Annotated in this window: 16 protein-coding genes; 10 read left to right on the top strand and 6 right to left on the bottom strand. The window is 61.8% G+C overall.

Annotated elements, in window-relative coordinates:
- Window positions 1-118 precede the first annotated feature (118 nt).
- The gene (gene hutU, locus ISP19_RS20185; protein ID WP_204684203.1) at window positions 119-1,789 is read right to left on the bottom strand and encodes a urocanate hydratase; all 1,671 of its coding nucleotides are present in this window, start codon (window positions 1,787-1,789) and stop codon (window positions 119-121) included.
- A gap of 209 nt (window positions 1,790-1,998) precedes the next feature.
- On the opposite strand from hutU, the gene ISP19_RS20180 reads away from it, so the two are divergent.
- The 6 genes from ISP19_RS20180 to ISP19_RS20155 all read left to right on the top strand — a co-directional run bounded on the left by ISP19_RS20180 (window position 1,999) and on the right by ISP19_RS20155 (window position 7,956).
- On the top strand, window positions 1,999-3,087 hold the full coding sequence (locus ISP19_RS20180) for a catalase family peroxidase (RefSeq protein ID WP_204684202.1): 1,089 nt from the start codon (window positions 1,999-2,001) through the stop codon (window positions 3,085-3,087).
- Window positions 3,087-3,629, top strand: coding sequence for a cytochrome b (locus tag ISP19_RS20175; protein ID WP_204684201.1), 543 nt, complete (start codon window positions 3,087-3,089; stop codon window positions 3,627-3,629). The genes ISP19_RS20180 and ISP19_RS20175 overlap by 1 nt, the downstream gene beginning before the upstream one ends.
- A 139-nt stretch (window positions 3,630-3,768) precedes the next feature.
- Window positions 3,769-5,280, top strand: a complete 1,512-nt coding sequence (locus ISP19_RS20170) for a DNA-3-methyladenine glycosylase 2 family protein (RefSeq protein WP_204684200.1) — start codon at window positions 3,769-3,771, stop codon at window positions 5,278-5,280.
- Window positions 5,277-5,801: a methylated-DNA--[protein]-cysteine S-methyltransferase gene (locus tag ISP19_RS20165; RefSeq protein WP_204684199.1), complete on the top strand. Its 525-nt coding sequence runs from the start codon at window positions 5,277-5,279 to the stop codon at window positions 5,799-5,801. The genes ISP19_RS20170 and ISP19_RS20165 overlap by 4 nt, the downstream gene beginning before the upstream one ends.
- A 302-nt stretch (window positions 5,802-6,103) precedes the next feature.
- Entirely contained in the window at window positions 6,104-6,658 is a 555-nt protein-coding gene (locus ISP19_RS20160) for a cupin domain-containing protein (RefSeq protein WP_204684198.1), read from the top strand.
- A gap of 56 nt (window positions 6,659-6,714) precedes the next feature.
- Window positions 6,715-7,956 (top strand): TIGR03862 family flavoprotein, encoded by a 1,242-nt coding sequence (locus ISP19_RS20155; protein ID WP_204684197.1) that lies wholly within the window; start codon window positions 6,715-6,717, stop codon window positions 7,954-7,956.
- Between the two features lie 57 nt (window positions 7,957-8,013).
- Here ISP19_RS20155 and ISP19_RS20150 read toward each other — a convergent pair whose 3' ends face one another.
- A complete protein-coding gene (locus ISP19_RS20150; protein WP_204684196.1) occupies window positions 8,014-8,490 on the bottom strand; it encodes a nuclear transport factor 2 family protein in 477 nt (158 codons plus the stop codon).
- Between the two features lie 239 nt (window positions 8,491-8,729).
- Here ISP19_RS20150 and ISP19_RS20145 point away from each other — a divergent pair, with 239 nt between their 5' ends.
- The 3 genes from ISP19_RS20145 to ISP19_RS20135 all read left to right on the top strand — a co-directional run bounded on the left by ISP19_RS20145 (window position 8,730) and on the right by ISP19_RS20135 (window position 12,069).
- On the top strand, window positions 8,730-9,452 hold the full coding sequence (locus ISP19_RS20145) for a carbonic anhydrase (RefSeq protein ID WP_204684195.1): 723 nt from the start codon (window positions 8,730-8,732) through the stop codon (window positions 9,450-9,452).
- 183 nt (window positions 9,453-9,635) lie between these two features.
- On the top strand, window positions 9,636-10,952 hold the full coding sequence (locus ISP19_RS20140) for an alkaline phosphatase family protein (protein WP_204684194.1): 1,317 nt from the start codon (window positions 9,636-9,638) through the stop codon (window positions 10,950-10,952).
- Between the two features lie 214 nt (window positions 10,953-11,166).
- A complete protein-coding gene (locus ISP19_RS20135) occupies window positions 11,167-12,069 on the top strand; it encodes a LysR family transcriptional regulator (RefSeq protein WP_204684193.1) in 903 nt (300 codons plus the stop codon).
- A 13-nt stretch (window positions 12,070-12,082) separates the two neighbouring features.
- Here the strand turns inward: ISP19_RS20135 and ISP19_RS20130 are convergent, their stop codons facing one another.
- The 4 genes from ISP19_RS20130 to ISP19_RS20115 all read right to left on the bottom strand — a co-directional run bounded on the left by ISP19_RS20130 (window position 12,083) and on the right by ISP19_RS20115 (window position 16,267).
- A complete protein-coding gene (locus ISP19_RS20130) occupies window positions 12,083-12,463 on the bottom strand; it encodes a VOC family protein (RefSeq protein ID WP_204684192.1) in 381 nt (126 codons plus the stop codon).
- Window positions 12,460-13,746 (bottom strand): MFS transporter, encoded by a 1,287-nt coding sequence (locus ISP19_RS20125; protein WP_204684191.1) that lies wholly within the window; start codon window positions 13,744-13,746, stop codon window positions 12,460-12,462. The genes ISP19_RS20130 and ISP19_RS20125 overlap by 4 nt, the downstream gene beginning before the upstream one ends.
- 365 nt (window positions 13,747-14,111) lie before the next feature.
- Window positions 14,112-14,276 carry a hypothetical protein gene (locus ISP19_RS20120; protein ID WP_204684190.1) on the bottom strand — a complete coding sequence of 55 codons (165 nt, stop codon included), beginning with the start codon at window positions 14,274-14,276 and terminating at the stop codon, window positions 14,112-14,114.
- 620 nt (window positions 14,277-14,896) lie between these two features.
- Window positions 14,897-16,267: a formimidoylglutamate deiminase gene (locus ISP19_RS20115; RefSeq protein WP_204684189.1), complete on the bottom strand. Its 1,371-nt coding sequence runs from the start codon at window positions 16,265-16,267 to the stop codon at window positions 14,897-14,899.
- Window positions 16,268-16,507: 240 nt separating this feature from the next.
- Between ISP19_RS20115 and ISP19_RS20110 the strand changes: the two genes are divergently transcribed.
- A complete protein-coding gene (locus tag ISP19_RS20110) occupies window positions 16,508-18,070 on the top strand; it encodes a bifunctional GNAT family N-acetyltransferase/carbon-nitrogen hydrolase family protein (protein ID WP_204684188.1) in 1,563 nt (520 codons plus the stop codon).
- The last annotated feature ends 71 nt before the right edge of the window (window positions 18,071-18,141 follow it).

Here is an 18,141-nt window from a genome sequence, read left to right as displayed (position 1 = left end):
CGGCAGGTTGGGTTATTCCAGAATTGATCCGGGTAACCCAACCTATTTGCTACTTGCTATTTCTACGCCCTCAAAAATGAGGGCGTAGTACTACTACTTCAACGAAATGTAATGGCGCTTACGCCATCGGCAACTTCAAGCCCTGCTCCTTCGCGCACTGCACCGCAATGTCATAACCCGCATCCGCATGGCGCATCACGCCGGTGCCCGGGTCATTCCACAGCACGCGTGCAATGCGCTTGTCGGCCGCTTCAGTGCCGTCGCATACGATCACCACACCGCTGTGCTGGCTGTACCCCATGCCCACACCGCCACCGTGGTGCAGGCTGACCCAGGTGGCGCCGCCGGCGACATTGAGCATGGCGTTGAGCAGCGGCCAATCGGATACGGCGTCACTGCCGTCCTTCATGGCTTCGGTTTCGCGGTTGGGGCTGGCGACGGAGCCGGAGTCGAGGTGATCGCGGCCGATCACGACCGGCGCTTTCAGTTCACCCTTGCGCACCATTTCATTGAAGGCGAGACCGAGCTTGTGGCGCTGGCCCAGGCCGACCCAGCAGATGCGCGCCGGCAGGCCCTGGAAGCTGATGCGCTGTTCGGCCATGTCCAGCCAGTTGTGCAGGTGCGGATCGTCGGGGATCAGTTCCTTCACCTTGGCGTCGGTCTTGAGGATGTCTTCCGGATCACCCGAGAGCGCCACCCAGCGGAACGGGCCTACGCCGCGGCAGAACAGCGGACGCACGAAGGCCGGTACGAAGCCGGGGAAGTCGAAGGCATTGGCGCAGCCCTCGTCCTTGGCCATCTGGCGGATGTTGTTGCCGTAGTCGAAGGTGGGAACACCCTGCGCATGGAACGCCAGCATGGCTTCCACATGCTTCTTCATCGACTTCTTCGCGGCATCGCGGGTGCCGTTCGGATCGCTCTTGCGGCGCTCGAACCATTGTTCCACCGTCCAGCCCTGCGGCAGGTAGCCGTTGACCGGATCGTGGGCGCTGGTCTGGTCGGTGACGGCATCGGGCTTCACGCCACGGCGTACCAGTTCCGGCAGGATGTCGGCGGCATTGCCGAGCAGCGCGATGGATTTTGCCTCGCCGGCCTTGGTGTATTTCTCGATGCGGGCGAGCGCGTCGTCCAGATCGGTCGCCTGCTCGTCGACATAACGCGTATTGAGACGGAAATCGATGCGGCTTTGCTGGCATTCGATATTCAGGCTGCACGCGCCGGCCAATGAGGCCGCCAGCGGCTGTGCGCCGCCCATGCCACCCAGACCGGCGGTAAGAATCCACTTGCCCTTGAGGCTGCCGTTGTAATGCTGGCGGCCCATTTCCACGAAGGTTTCGTAGGTGCCCTGCACGATGCCCTGCGAGCCGATGTAGATCCACGAACCGGCCGTCATCTGGCCGTACATCATCAGGCCCTTCTTATCGAGCTCGTTGAAGTGTTCCCAGTTGGCCCAGGCCGGCACCAGGTTGGAATTGGCGATCAGCACGCGCGGTGCGTCCGGATGGGTCGGGAACACGCCGACCGGCTTGCCGGACTGCACCAGCAGGGTTTCATTGTCATTGAGATCGCGCAGCGCCCGCAGGATGGCATCAAAGCACTCCCAGTTGCGCGCGGCGCGGCCGATGCCGCCATACACCACCAGCTCGGCGGGGTTCTCCGCCACGGCCGGGTCCAGGTTGTTCTGGAGCATGCGGTAAGGCGCTTCGGTGAGCCAGCTCTTGCAACTCAGCTCCGTGCCGTGCGGGGCGCGGATGCTGCGGGTGGTGTCGATGCGGGTGGGAGCATTCATCGGTATACCTGCGACTGCCTTGGGGAAAAGGTCCTCATTATGGTCGCCCCGTTTCCTCCGCGCCAACTGCGATGCGGCAAAGCCCTACACGGCACTTCCCTGCCCCGTAACAGCCTGACCCCGTCTCACGGAGCACACGACAACGCGACCCGACAAGAGCAAGATCGCCGCGTGGATCGTTGAAGCCTCATCAACCAGGAAATGCCTCTATGAATGAGTCGTCCGTATCCCGCCCCCCTCCGCTTGGTGCCGGCGGCGTCCTGCTGCGTTTGGCGCTGATCGGCATCATCCTGCTGCTCATCGTGCTCGCCTTCGGCTATGTCGGAGGCTGGCTGGCGCCCAAACGGCTGACCGCGCAGCGCATGGTGAATCAGTTGCAGGCAGATAACGGGGTGTTTCCAGGCTACCGCCGCAATCACGCGAAGGGGGTGTGCGTCACCGGCTACTTTGACAGCAACGGCCAGGCACAGGCCTATTCCGTGGCCCAGGTGTTCGCGCCGGGCCGCACTCCGGTGGTCGGACGCTTTGCCGTTCCCAGCGGTAATCCCTACGCGCCGGATAGCAGTGTGCCTATACGCAGCATGGCAATACGCTTTAGTGAGGCCAACGGCCAGCAATGGCGCACCGGCATGAACGCCATGCCGGTATTCCCGGTCACCACGCCGCAGGCATTCTACGAACTGCTACAGGCGCAGCATCCGGACCCCACGACCGGCAAACCCGATCCGGCGAAGCTGGGGGCATTTTTCGGCGCGCATCCGGAAGCAGGGCCTTTCCTTGCCTGGGTAAAAACCGCAAAACCATCCGCCAGTTACGCGACAGAAAGCTATTGGAGCCTGAATGCGTTTGTGCTGGTCGATGCGCAAGGCAACAAGCACGCGGTGCGCTGGCGCATGGTGTCGGAAAATGGGGAATCCACGCCCGGCGGCAGCGATCCCAATTATCTGGATGCCGACCTCGCGCAACGGCTCGCGCAAGGACCGCAACGCTGGCATCTGGTGATTACGCTGGCCAATCCCGGCGATCCGACCAACGACGCCACCAAGGCCTGGCCCGCCGATCGCCGCGATGTCGATGCAGGCACGCTCGTACTCACCGCCAGCGAACCGCAGGCAAACGGGCCGTGTCGCGATATCAATTACGACCCGCTGGTATTGCCTGATGGCATCGAAGCCTCGGATGACCCGCTGCTGCCTGCACGTTCGGCGGCATACGCCACTTCGTATCTGCGCCGTACTAGTGAGGAAGCTCACCTGCCCGGTACGGCCGTTGCCGACACCAAGCCGGAGGCCAAGTGATGACACGCTCATCCACACAATTCGTGCCCGCCGCGCGAGTGCTGCACTGGCTGATGGCAGTGATGGTCCTGTCGATGCTGTTTATTGGCGTGGGCATGGTCGCCTCAGTATCGGAATGGCATCAGTGCCTGATCCACATCCACAAGCCGTTAGGCATCGCGATACTTGTGCTTGTCGTGGTACGCCTGATCGTGCGCCTGCGCAATCCGCCACCGCCGCTGCCGGCTGATATGCCTGCCGTGCAGAAGTTTGCGGCGCACGCCTCGCATTGGGTGTTGTATGTGCTGATGCTGATCATCCCGCTGGTCGGCTGGGCCATGCTGTCAGCGGGCGGCTATCCGGTGATGCTCAGTGATTCATTGCGTCTGCCGCCGATTTTTCCGGTCAATGCCGCTGCTTTCGCGATCTTGCGGCATGCGCACGCCTGGCTGGCGATGCTGCTGTTTCTTACTTTCCTGGCGCATCTGGGCGCAGCGCTGTATCACGGCCTGATTCGCCGCGACGGCGTCCTGCGTAGCATGGTGGGTGGGCGCGCAAAATAGCGATTTGGGTGGCTCCGGACACCGCCCGGAGTCGCTCCATCGGTCAGTGCACTCAGTGCGCGCACGTGTGATGGACAGCGCGGGCATTGATGTCCGAAAACGGCGAGTTTCCGGCTGGCAACAGTGCTAGCCTGCTTCCATGCCTGAGACCGCCCCCATCCCCGCGCTCGATCTTCAGACCTGCGAACGGGCGCGATTAAGCCGTGACGCGCGTTTCGACGGCTTGTTCTTCATCGCCGTACGCAGCACTGGCATTTACTGCCGGCCCGTTTGCCCGGCCCCGACAGCCAAACGTGAGAACGTCCGCTTTTTCGGTACCGCCGCAGCGGCCGAAGCAGCAGGATTCCGACCCTGCCTGCGCTGCCGTCCCGAACTGGCGCCAGGCAACGACGCATGGCAGCGTGGCGATCACGTGGTAACGGGCGCGCTGAAGCTGATCGAAGGCGGTTTGCTGCAGGATCACCCGGTTGACGAACTTGCCCGGCGGGTAGGCGTGGGAGCGCGTCAATTGCGTCGCTTGTTTGTGGAACGGCTGGGCGCACCGCCGATCGATGTGCACACCACGCGACGGTTGCTGTTCGCCAAGCAACTGCTGACCGAAACGCGTATGCCGGTTACCAATGTGGCGCTGGCTGCGGGCTTTGGCAGCCTGCGCCGCTTCAATGCGGCGTTCGCGCAAGCCAATCGCATCGCCCCGCGTGATTTGCGCCGTCATCCGCATGCCGGCAGCGACGACAGCCTGAGCTTGCGCCTGAGTTATCGGCCGCCGTACGACTTCGCGTCATTGCTTGCATTTCTGCGTGGCCGCGCACTGCCCGGTATCGAACGGGTCGACGATGACAGCTATTCACGCGTATTCGGTGCTGCCGAAGCGCCGGGCTGGTTGCGCTTGAGTGCGTGGCCGGGCGATGAACATGCCTTGCGCCTGCAACTGCATTGTCCGCAGCCGGCACAGATGCTTGCGGTGGTCACGCGCATTCGCCGCATGTTCGATCTGGATGCCGATCCACGGGCGATCGGCGCAGCCTTGCAAACCACGCCGCATACACGGCCACTTTTGCGCAAGCGTCCGGGTTTGCGCTTGCCGGGCAGTTGGGATGGTTTTGAAGTCGCCGTGCGCGCGATACTCGGCCAGCAAGTGAGCGTCGCCGCCGCGCGTACGCTGGCGTCGCGTATCGCGCAGCGTTACGGCGAGGCCCTGCCTGTCCCGGTCGCCGCCGGACTGGAACGCCTGTTCCCTACACCGGAGGTGCTGGCCGATGCAGACCTGCGCAGCTTGGGCGTGACCACCGCACGCGCCGAAACCATTCGTGGCGTAGCGCGCGCCGTACTGGATGGCCGCGTGGATTTCCGGGTCGAACAATCGCTGGACGAGTTTGTACTGCGCTGGGTCGCGTTGCCCGGCATCGGCGAATGGACCGCCCACTACATGGCGATGCGCGCGCTGAGTCATCCGGATGCATTTCCCGCCGCCGACCTGGTTCTTCGCCGCGCTGCGGCGCGAGGTGAAGACATCCTCAGCACCAAAGCCCTGATGACGCTGGCTGAAGCGTGGCGTCCATGGCGCGCCTATGCGGTCATGCATCTGTGGCGCAGCATGAGCGACCCAGCCCGATCAACCCGCCCTTCTCGCCAGGAAGCCTTGGCATGAGCACGCTCCCCGACACCATCTGGTACGACTATCTGGCCACGCCCATCGGCAAGCTGCTGCTCGCTGCGGATGCACAGGGATTGCGTGAAGTCTGGTTCGAAACCGGCAAGCACCGGAAGCAACTGGATCCGAGCTGGCAACACCAACCCGTCAAACTCGCCTTCGCGCGCAAGCAATTGGAGGAATACTTTGCCGGAGAACGGCAGACCTTCGACCTGCCGTTGCATCCACTGGGCACAACGTTCCAGGTGCAGGTATGGCGCACGCTGGCGAAGATTCCCTACGGCACCACCATCAGCTACGCCGAACTGGCCAGGCGCATCGGCCATCCGCAAGCGGTACGCGCCGTAGGCTCGGCCAATGGACGCAACCCGCTGCCGATTGTCCTGCCTTGCCATCGGGTGATTGGCAGCGATGGGAGCCTTACCGGCTTCGGTGGTGGCTTGCCGACCAAGCGTTTCCTGCTTGGCATGGAAGACCGCGTGGTGCATGGCGATCTGTTTGACCAGGCTGCACCGTAACCTCCGCCAGCCCGATGGGTGTCCCCCAGTCGATGCTGATGCTCCAGGCGCTTGACGCACAGGCCAACGCGCTGCACTTCAGCCTGATGCAAAGGGACCCACCTCGTCACGCTTTCTAAACGGTGTCTGGCGCCTGATTCGCTGCAAGCCAAGACCACTGACGCAAATCCGATTACGTTGGGTAGGCCACACAAACGGGAAATTGGCCTATATATCCTTTCAGTAAACATCGATGCGGCCAAACGCTGCTCCGAGTGAACACCGGTATTCGAAAGGCATCATGACATCGTCTGGAGCTACCGATGACTGTCGACACGCGCTATCTCGATCGCCTGATCAGCAAGCTGGAGCTTGCCCCACATCCGGAAGGCGGCCTGTACCGGCAGACCTATCGCAGCGAGGAATGCATTCTCAGATTCAGTACGGGCCAAGGCCGGGTCGAACGCCGTGCATCAACGGCCATCTATTACCTGCTGCACGATGACGACCATTCCGCCTGGCACCGGATCGATGCCGATGAAATGTGGCATTTCTACCTGGGCGATCCGCTGTTCATCCATGTGCTGGATCCGCATGGCGAACTGGTCACGCACATTCTCGGCAATACGCTTGAACAGCCGGACGGCGCGTTTCAGGTGCTGGTGCCCGCCGGACATTGGTTTGCCGCGGAACGCACCGGGCCACGAGGTTTCTCGCTGGCTGGGTGCACGGTGGCGCCAGGCTTCGAATTCGATAGTTTTGAACTGGCCGACATCGGCGAGCTGCAATCTCGTTATCCCAGGCACGCCGCCCTGCTTTTGAGGTTGAAGCAGCGTGACCACGCCATGCACGAGGCCACGGCACCCAGGCACGGCTGATGCGCCCGGCAGCACGGCGACGACATACAATGCACGGCTTCTTACCGCGTCAAAGCATGTCACCCGTGTCAGTGATTCAACCCAGCCTGGCGATTATCGGCGGCGGTCCGGCCGGACTGATGGCCGCCGAGGTGGCGCGCGCACGCGGCATCGACGTGGATCTTTATGAGGCCAAGGGCTCGGTCGGACGGAAGTTCCTGATCGCCGGCAAAGGCGGCATGAACCTGACCCATAGCGAAGCCAGGCCCGATTTCGACGCGCGCTACGGTGCGCGCGCTACGGACGTCGGCGCCTGGCTGAATGATTTTGATGCCGATGCCTTGCGTGCCTGGGCGCAGGGCCTGGGTGTGGAAACCTTTGTCGGCAGCTCGGGCCGGGTATTTCCCAGCGATCTGAAAGCCGCGCCCCTGCTGCGTGGCTGGGTGCATCGCATGCGCGAAAGCGGCGTGCGTTTTCATGTGCATCACCGCTGGCTTGGCTGGGACCACGATGGCGCGTTGCGCTTCGCCACGCCAGATGGCGAACGTTCGATTACCACGGCCGCCACCGTGCTTGCCCTGGGCGGCGGAAGCTGGCCGCAACTGGGTTCCGATGGCACGTGGCAGCCATGGCTCGGCACGCGCGGTGTCGACATCGCTCCCTTGCAGCCATCCAATTGCGGCTTCGATATCGGCTGGAGCGAACACCTCGCCACCCGCTACGCCGGCGCGCCGCTCAAACCCGTGGCGGCACATTGGCGCGATGCATCCGGACACGGACAGATGCGCCAGGGCGAGTGCGTGATCACCCAGACCGGCATCGAAGGCAGCCTGATCTATGCGCTGTCCGCGACCTTGCGCGATGCGATTGCCAAGCATGGCAAGACCACGTTGGAACTGGATCTCGCGCCGGACCGCACGCTGGAACGCTTGCAGCATGATCTGGCCAAACCGCGCGGCAGCCGCTCATTCAGCGAACATCTGCGCCGGCAAACCGGTATCAGCGGCGTCAAGGCAGCCTTGCTGCACGAAGTGCTGGACAAGACGCAACTCAACGACACCACGACGCTGGCCCGTACCATCAAGCGCCTGCCGTTGCGGCTGAAGCAGGCACGGCCGATCGCCGAAGCCATCAGCAGCGCCGGTGGCATACGACTGGAAGCGCTCAACCAGCAGCTGATGTTGCACGCGCTCCCCGGTGTTTTCTGCGCAGGCGAAATGCTCGATTGGGAAGCGCCAACCGGTGGCTACCTGCTCACCGCCTGTTTTGCCAGCGGCTATCGCGCCGGGCATGGCGCGGCTTCGTGGCTGCAGCGCTAGCGCGTTTTGTATTGATCTGCGCTGTGATGAAACATTGCGCAAACGCGCTGATAAGCATCACAGACCCAGATCACTCAGGCCCGGATGATCATCGGGACGGCGTCCCTGCGGCCAATGATATTTGCGCTGTGACTCCGCAATCGGCACATCGTTGATGCTGGCGTGACGCTGCGCCATCAAACCGTTCTCATCGAACAACCAGTTCTCGTTGCCATAGGAGCGGAACCAGTTGCCGGAATCATCGTGCCACTCGTAGGCAAAGCGCACGGCTATGCGATTGCCCTCGAACGCCCACAGCTCCTTGATCAAGCGGTATTCCAGCTCGCGTGCCCACTTGCGGGTCAGGAAGTCAACGATGGTTTCACGGCCCTGCAGGAACTCGGCGCGATTACGCCAGCGGCTATCGAGGGTGTACGCCGAGGCAACCCGCGATGGGTCCCGGGTATTCCAGGCATCTTCGGCAAGGCGCACTTTCTGGATTGCGGTTTCGCGGGTAAAAGGCGGCAAAGGGGGACGCTGTTCGATCGAAGACATGGTTGCTCCAGCGCAGGGGGTGAACCTTTTGCCCATGTGGGGGACCTGGGCAAAGGCGAACGCGCACCATCTTCCGCCTGGAATCTGGCGCGCCGCTTACAAGCCAGTTGATTTTTACGTGACATATACGCCGGTGCGCCGTTAGATAGCAACGCTGGATCCACGGCATTGGGGGAATACCGGCCGGCCGCCGATGATTTTTCCGAAGCCCAACCTGACCATCTGGATGGAGGCGTACCATGTGCGATCACCCTTCGCATCTGCAACAGTCCCGCCGTCAATTTCTTGGAGCAGGACTTGGATTATTGGCCCTGAGCGCCATTGCACCGCGGCAATTGTTCGCCGAAACGGCGTCGCCGCAGAATGCCATTTCTCCGGACGCCGCATTGCGCCGACTGCTTGACGGCAATGCGCGCTATGCCGCCAATCAGCTCGATGCCAAGGATTTTTCGGCAGACCGCGCCGCACGCGTCAAGGCACAATATCCGATCGCCGCCATCTTGAGTTGCTCCGATTCGCGCGTAGCGCCGGAGCTGGTGTTCGATCAGGGCCCTGGCGATCTGTTCGTCATCCGCATTGCGGGCAATTACCTGAGCAGCAACAACCTGGCCAGCCTTGAATACGCAGTGGGGGTGCTGAAGGTGCCGCTGATCATGGTGCTGGGCCATACCGAATGCGGCGCGATCAAGGCGACGATCGCCGAGATCAAGGATCCGCATCCGCTGCCGGGACATATCTGGGACATCGTCGATGCCCTGCGCCCCGGCGTGGAGAGCGTCGTCAAAGCCGGCGGTGACCAGGTACTCGGCAAGGCGATCGGCGCGAATGTGGATTACAACGTGTCGCGCATTGCGGCAGCGCAGCCGGTGGTATCCGAAGCGGTGAAGCAAGGCCGGGTGAAAGTGGTGGGTGGCGTCTATGAACTGGCCACCGGCAAAGTAGCGATGCGGCAGGCCGGCTGATCGCTTGTTGACCGGATCAACCCGCCAGTGGTGCGGCCCGCCGCATGGATCGCAAAGCCAGGTGCCGCAGTAAACCTGCGGCACCCAAGAAATTGCGCTACTCGCCGCCTTCCGCAAGCTGTATTAGTCACGCAAGTACGCCATTATTAGCGGGTTACCTTTCGCGAGAAACGGATCGTCTTCATGAAATACCTGCCCCGCCTGCTGCTTTGCTCGCTTGTTGCCCTCAGCACCGGCTGCGTCTTCCACCGCCACACCAACCAGCCCACGCCACCGCCGCCGGAAACCGAGACACAGCAAGCGAAGGCAGCCGCCACCACGCCGCTGCTGCTGATTTCGATCGATGCCTATCGCGCCGACTATTTCAACCGCGGCGTCACCCCGAACCTGCAGCAGATGGCCGCAAGCGGCGTGCACGCCGATTCCATGCAACCGTCATTCCCCTCGCTGACCTTCCCCAACCACTATGCCATCGTCACCGGTCTGGTCCCGGACCATAACGGCATGGTCAACAACACCATGTGGGATCCGCAATTGGGGCCCTTTTCCATGGGCGACCGCAAGGCGGTGCGCAACGGCCTGTGGTGGGACCAGGCCACGCCGCTATGGGAAACCGCCGACGACGCCGGCCTGCGTACCGCGACCATGTTCTGGCCCGGTTCGGAAGCGGATATCCAGGGCAGGCGCCCGGATTTCTGGAAACCGTTCGACGGCAAAGTCACCCCGGATCAGCGCGTGGATCAGGTGCTGACCTGGCTGGACATGCCGATTGATCAGCGCCCCAGCTTCATTACCCTGTACTTCGATGCGGTGGATCACGCCGGCCACACGTATGGCCCGGATTCCCCCGAGGTCAACCAGGCGCTGCACGATACCGATGCCGCGATCGGACGTCTGGTCGACGGCCTGCGCCAGCGTGGGCTCTACGACAAGATCAACATCATCGTGCTCGCCGATCACGGCATGGCCAGCGTGCCGCAAGGCAACAACATCCTGATCGACAAACTGATCAACATGAAGGATGTGCAGGAAGTCAACCTGGGGATCCTCGCCGGCTTCAATCCCAAGCGCAAGCATGACTTCAACGCGGTCGAGGAAAAAATGGAACAGCCGCAGGAGCACATGCACTGCTGGGACAAGACGCGCATTCCCAAGCGCTTCAACTACGGCGCCAATGCACGCGTGCCGCAGATGGTGTGCCTGGCGGATGTGGGTTGGCGCATCACCACCACGGAATACCTGGCCAAGCACAAGGGTCCGATGAACCTGGGTGAACACGGTTACGACAATGCCGATCCGCGCATGCAGGCCCTGTTTATCGCGCATGGCCCGGCGTTCCAGAGCGGCATCGGCTACCACAGCTTCCCGAACGTGGATGTGTATCCGCTGATGGCGCATCTGCTGGGCATCACGCCGGCTTTCAGCGACGGCAATCTTGATGATGTGCAAGGCATGCTGAAGCCGGCGGCGGAACCCGCGGAGGCAGGTACCGCACCATAATCGCGGGGCAAACCTTGAAGCCGTTTCCCGCAGCTGCGTCGCCATGCACGCCACCCACACCTCTCCTGGGGCACGAGGGTGGATGTGCTCGGCTTCGAGGAACGAGGAGCGTGCCAGGTAAGGGACGTGTTTTGGTGTCAGGTCGTGGCAAGATTGCCCCGTCACCTCACTCCTCTTTCCTCAGCGAAGAGGAAGCCAAGGCCAACGTACGCATATGAACATCGAACTCCGCCATCTGCGTTACTTCGTGGCCGTGGCCGACACACTCCATTTCGGCAGGGCGGCAGAGCGACTGGGCATGTCGCAGCCGCCGCTCAGCCAGCAAATTCGCCAGTTGGAAGACACGGTTGGTGCACGCCTTTTGACGCGCACCAACCGCCGCGTGGCGCTGACCGAGCCGGGCAAGCTGTTTCTGGCTGAAGCGCGTGAGATCCTGGCCAAGGTGGAGCGCGCTACCGACCTGGCACAACGTGCGCAACGCGGCGAGCTGGGTGAGCTACGGATCGGCTTCACGCGTACGGTGCCGCTGACCCAGGATATTCCACGCGCGATTCTGGCCTTTCGCCAGCAGTTTCCAGCCGTACATCTGCAACTGGAAGAAATGATGTCACTCCAGCAAATCGATGCCTTGCTGGAACGCAAGCTGCATATCGGCATTCTTCGTCCCAGCACCTTGCCCAAGTCGCTGGTATCCAAGCGCCTGTTTCGCGATCCGCTGATGGCCGTGCTGCCGAACAGTCACCCCGCCCTCAAACGGGTCGATGCACGCGGCAAACTGGCGGCCAAGGCGCTGGCGCAGGAACCCTTCGTGGTCTTCGCCCGTACCGCCGGCGCGGGCGTTTATGAGCATGTGTCTTCGTTATGCCGCGATGCCGGCTTTGCACCACGCATCGTGCAAGAGGCGCGCGAAGCATCCACCATTATCGGCCTGGTCGCGACCGGCCTCGGTGTATCGATCCTTCCCAGCTCCTGCGGGCACATCAACATCGAAGGCGTGAGCTATGTATCGCTGGCCGATCCTTCAGCCATGTCGGAAGTGCATGTGGTGTATCGCGAAGACGAACGCTCGCCACTGGTTCCGCGCTTCATCAAGCTGATACTCACCGAAACGCGCTAGAGCCGATCGCGCGCTACGCGTAGTTGCTCACTTCCACCAGATTTGCATCCGGATCGCGGAAATACACCGACTGGATCGGCCCGCGTGCACCCGTGCGCATCACCGGACCATCTTCGATGGTGACGCCGCATTGCCTGAGATGGTCGATCACCTGATCCAGCGGCACCGAGGTAACCAGGCAAAAGTCAGCAGAACCAGGTGTGGGGCGCTGAGCCTTGGGTTCAAACTCATGATGGTGCTGGTGCAGGTTGATCTTCTGGATGCCGAAAGCCAAGGCCTTGCGGCCCTGGCCGAAGCTCACTATCTCCATGCCGAGCACACGCGAATAGAAATCACAGGTCACGTCGATGTCGGCCACGGTAAGCACAAAGTGGTCGAGGCGGTCGATCTTCATGGCATGGCGCCTTTGCTCATGGGGGTGGGTGGAGTCACGATCTGCGGCAATGGCTGCAAGCGATACAGCCACAGCGCAATCAGCAAGCCGGCCAGCACCAGCACACCGACAAACCACGCCACGCCGTTCCAGCCGTGAGCCTCATAGAACAAGCCCCCGCTCGCCCCCGCGACACTCGACCCCATGTAGTAGCTGAACAAGTACATCGACGAAGCCTGTGCCTTCGCCGCTCCACCGCGCCGCCCGACCCAGCTGCTGACGATGGAGTGGCCGCCGAAGAAACCGAAGGTGATGGCCGTGATACCCAGAATGATCAACCATACCGACGCCATCATGGTGCATGCGGTACCCAGCAGCATCAGCGCGAATGCCGTCCACAGCACCTTGCGCCGACCCAATTTGCCGCCCAGATGTCCCATCCAGGCCGAGCTGAAGGTTCCGATCAGATAGATGGCGAAGATGAGTCCCACCACGGTCTGGCTGAGCCGGTACGGCGGCGCCATCAAGCGATAGCCAAGATAGTTGTAGACCGTGACAAACCCGCCAAGCAGCAGGAAACCTTCGACAAATAACCATGGCAAGCCAGCGTCGCGAAACATGCCGGCAAAGCGCGCATACAGCGCGCGCCACTGCAATGGCTTCGGATGAAAGTGGCGCGATGGCGGCAAGGATTGCCAGAACACCAGGCCGGAGATCAAACCGATCACGCCGACCACGCCGACACCCGCGCGCCAGCCGAGATAATCGGCCACGACGCCGGAGATCAGACGCCCGCTCATTCCGCCCACAGCACTACCGCTGATATACAAGCCCATGCCAAGGCCGATCGAATCGGCGTGCATCTCTTCCGTGAGATAGGTCATCGCCACCGCAGGCAAGCCACTCAAGGTCAGCCCGAGCAAGGTGCGGATCGCTAGTAACGCGTACCAGTTCGGCATGAGTGCCGTAAGCAGCACCAGCACCGCCGAGGACAGCAGCGAAGCCACCATCACCGACTTGCGCCCCAAGGCATCGGACACCCCACCGGCGAACAACATCGCAAACGCCAACACCCCCGTGGTGAGGGACAGCGACAAAGCACTCGCCGCGGCGCTGATGCCATAGTGTTGACTGAACTGCGGCATCAGCGGCTGCACACAATACAGCAGGCCAAAAGTGGCCAGGCCCGCAGCGAACAGCGCCAGGTTGGTGCGCTTGAACACCGGCGTGCCGTGGCGGATCAAGTCCTCCGCGGACCAGGCAACCGGATGATTTGTGGCTTGCGTTGGGATGCTGGTGTCCATCGCCGTGCAATCGAAGCAGATGGAGCAAGCATAGTCGGACGCGACGAGTGGATCGATAACTTGACGAATCCGGATCGAGATGTTTTGGATATCAAAGGGCCGCCACAAAGCTACATCCCGCCGCCCGGCGCGAGCCGGAAGCGCTCTACAACAGCGGGGGCGCCATCTACCGATGGGAATTTGTACATCGCAGCCGTGCACAAAAGGGATGCTGCTACGAGATAGCCGTTGACCGAGCCCAACCGTCAACGGCGCCTCGCTAGCACTGTGTGCCGCCTAAGGCACGCGTATTCATCGACTTTATCCGTGCGTGGGCCAGACGCGCGACGATCGCCTCAACATCGACGCGCGTCTTGAACGGGCACTCAGCGATAGCGCCAGTAACCGCCAACCCAGACATGACCCGGCCCCCAGTAACCGGGCACCCATACGCGGGCCGGACGCGGGGCGACAACGATGCATCCTGTCTGCGCCAGGGTGCCACCCAGCACGGCCAGTGCAATCAGCAAGACGGAAAGATAACGGCGCATGGTGCTCTCCTCATGAGCGTGAAACTCATGTCGGAGAACGCACCCTGGAATTATCCCGATGACGGCACCAACCTGAACTGATGCCGATGGTTCAGGCCCAGCGTCAGGCAAATGAAAGCCAATCCGCGTTGGGATATCCGATACATCGCAGCGCTTCGAATCGTCGTCTTGCGAAAACCGGAGTCCAGTCAAGCACGCATGCGAAATATCAACATCGCGTTAAATTGCTTCGCACGCACGGTAACCCGTACTCACGTAAATCTGAGGCTGACTGTGTGCTGGAAAAAAGCATGGCCTGACCACATAACAGGCAGGATGCGCGCTGCGAAGAAAAAATTACGCTTTTTCTACGCAGCTGTGCCCGTCCTTTATCCGATTTCTATGTCAAACCGTTCAACATATGCACCGCGTTGAATACGCCACCCAAGAACAACAATAGCGACACGCCAGATTTATCCCCTGCACAACACACCCCGATGTCCAGCAGGCTTGCAGCCGGAGGTCGCCACGCGAGGTAGCGGGCAGCAGCCTCTGATGACCCGGCCCCGGCTGCAAACCTGCTGGACATTCTGAGGGTTTGCCCGCCGCCTGCTTCCAGCTAACGCGGCAAGGACGAAACCTCATGACTGCGCCAGCCGCTCCACGGCAGCACGGTACCTTGCAGCAATCCGCGCTTCGTCGCGATGACGAAAATCGCGAACCACCCAATGGCCACCCACCATCACATCGCGCACCAGGGGCGTGTTTCCGGCAAACAGATAACTATCCATTGCTGAGCGGCTGTCGCGCGCAGCCAGCAGGGGCGATTCGCTGTCGAGCACGGTGAAATCGGCGCGTGCGCCGGAGTGCAACGCACCGATAGGTAAATCCGCTGCCTGCGCACCACCCTTCAGCGCTGCACGCCAAAGCGTTTCGCCGACGCTATCGCCAGCATGACGCGCAGCGACATTACGGTGGCGCGTGCTCAGGCGCTGACCGTATTCCAGCCAGCGCAGTTCCTCCACCGGCGAGATGGAGATATGCGAATCGGAGCCAACACCCAGCACGCCGTTTGCATCCAGGTAATGCGCCAGCGGGAACAGGCCATCGCCGAGATTGGCTTCGGTCGTCGGACACAGGCCGGCAATCGCACCGCTGCGCGCCAACTGCGACATTTCCGCATCGGTCAGATGCGTGGCGTGCACGAGACACCAGCGCTTGTCGACCGGTGCATGATTAAACAACCATTCCACCGGGCGTGCACCGCGCGTGGCGAGGCAGTCCTGCACTTCGCCGATCTGTTCGGCGATATGAATGTGGATGGGGCCGGTCTTGAGCGCCTCACTGTCGATCACGCTGCGCCAGGCGCTTTCCGGAATGGCGCGCAACGAATGCAGGGCGACGCCAACTCGCAGTTGGTCGCTCTCCAGCTTGCGAAGATTGGCCAGCAAGCGCAGATAGCTGTCCACATCGTGACCAAAGCGACGCTGGCGCGGCGACAGCGGACGTCCATCGAAGCCGCCGCTCATGTACAGCACCGGCAACAGGGTGAGCGCGATACCGGCTTCCCGCGCAGCTTCGATCAAGGCCAGCGACATCGCTTCGGGCTGTGCGTAAGGCGTGCCATCGGGCTGATGGTGCAGGTAATGGAATTCGCAGACCTGGGTGTAGCCGGCCTTGAGCATTTCCACATACAGCTGGGCGGCGATGGCCTGCAAGGTATCCGGATCGATGCGTGCCGCGAAGCTGTACATGGTTTCACGCCAGGTCCAGAAGGAATCGTCGCCGGGACCGCGGCGCTCGGCCAGGCCGGCCATGGCGCGCTGGAATGCGTGGGAATGCAGGTTGGGCATGCCGGGTAGCACCCAGCTGCCAAGATAGTGGGACGACTCGCTCGCTGCGTCAGTGAGATAGCCACGATCATCGACGGCGAAAACGGCATCGCCGTGCCATCCTGCCGCTTGCCAGAGCTGTTTTGCCTTGAAGGTGTGGACTGCTGTGGTGTTGCTCATGAACAATCTCCGTGAAGCTTAAAGTCGTCCCCTGCGCTCCCCTCCGTGTGGAGGGGTTAGAGTGAAGGGCCCTTCTCGTCAGCGTGGCGATTCGAAGCGTCGCTTCGATACCGGTCGCGACAAGAGTAGGCCTCCCCATCTCCATCCTCTCCCGCCAGGGGAGAGGAAGCAGAGCAAGGCCCCTAAAGTGTAGCTGCCTTGCTCGCATCCGCTTCACCTTGTTTGCGAAAGGATGAAGACATGGCCAAGAAGAACGAGAACTCGCCCAAGCTGACCTTGCGCCGGGCCGTGCCTACTGACGTACCCGCCCTGGTTGACCTGACCGCCCGCGTCTATACACCCGAATGGGGCCATTCGGCGGAAATGCTGCGCTCCCAGCAAACGCATTTTCCGGAAGGCCAGCTCGTGGTGGAGTACGAGGGCAATATCGTCGGTTACTGCGCGACGTTTCGCATTGATGAATCACTGGCGCTGAAGCCGCACACGTGGATGCAGATCACCGGCGGCGGCATGGCTTCGCGCCACAATCCGGACGGCAATTGGCTGTATGGCATGGAAGTGGTGGTGCATCCGGATTACCGCGGCATGCGCATCGGCCAGCGCTTGTATCAGGCACGCAAGCGGCTTTGCACTGATCTGAAACTGCGCGGCATCACCTTTGGCGGCCGCATTCCGGGTCTTGCACGGAACATTCAGCGCTATGGCAGCGCGGAAGCCTATGTGCAGGCGGTCGTCGAAGGAAAGCGGCGCGATGCGACGCTGAGTTTTCAGCTCACCAACGATTTCGAATTCGTTGGCTTGCTGCGTGCCTACGTGCCGATGGACTACGAGTCGCTCGGTTATGGTGCGCATCTGGTCTGGCGCAATCCCGCGCTGCTGAACCAGCCGGATATCCCCACGGTTAAATCGCCTCAAAACCTGCCCGACCTGGTGCGCGTGGCGACGGTGCAATATCTGCAGCGGCGTATTACCTCGTTCGATGAATTCGCCACGCATGTGGAGTATTTCACCGATATCGCCGCCGACTACAACGCGGATTTCGTGACCTTTCCCGAGCTGATCACGCTGCAGTTGCTGTCGATCGAGAATGAAGAGCTTTCGCCGGTGGAAACCATCCGCAAGCTCAGCCATTACACGCCGCAGGTGAAAGAGTTGTTCAGCCGGCTGGCCGTGCACTACAACATCAATATCGTGGCCGGCTCGCATCCCACCGAACAGTCGAACGGCGATATCCACAACGTGTGCTACGCATGTCTGCGCGATGGCTCGATCCACGAGCGGGAAAAGCTGCATCCCACGCCGAGCGAGCGCGTCGTGTGGAATGTCACCGGTGGCGATAGCGCCGCGACCATCCAGACCGACTGCGGCCCGATCGGCGTGATGATCTGCTACGACGCGGAATTTCCGGAAGTTGCCCGGCACCTGGTCGATCAGGGCGCGCTGATCCTGTTTGTGCCCTTCTGCACCGACGTACGCGAAGGCTATTTGCGCGTGCGCTATTGCGCGCAGGCGCGGGCGGTCGAGAACCAGTGCTACGTGGTGCTTTCCGGCAACGTCGGCAATCTGCCGGGCGTGAACAACTTCGATATCCAGTATGGACAAAGCTGCATCCTCACGCCGAGCGATTTTCCCTTTGCGCGCGATGGCATCGCAGCGGATTCCACACCGAATATTGAGACCGTGCTGTTTGCCGATCTGCGACTGGAAAGCCTGGCCAGGGCGCGTAATGCGGGGGCGGTGCAGAATCTGAAGGATCGCCGGTATGACCTGTATGAGACACGGTGGTTTCCCAGGCCACGCTGATTTTCGGCTGCGGCGTGGTTTCGCGCTTAGTGCCGGCAAGGCCTGATTCGCGCCCTACGGCGGGGAGGCGG

Origin of the sequence: Dyella flava (assembly GCF_016904955.1) — a bacterium.
GTDB lineage: Bacteria > Pseudomonadota > Gammaproteobacteria > Xanthomonadales > Rhodanobacteraceae > Dyella_B > Dyella_B flava.
This window is presented reverse-complemented; position numbering and strand designations above follow the sequence as displayed.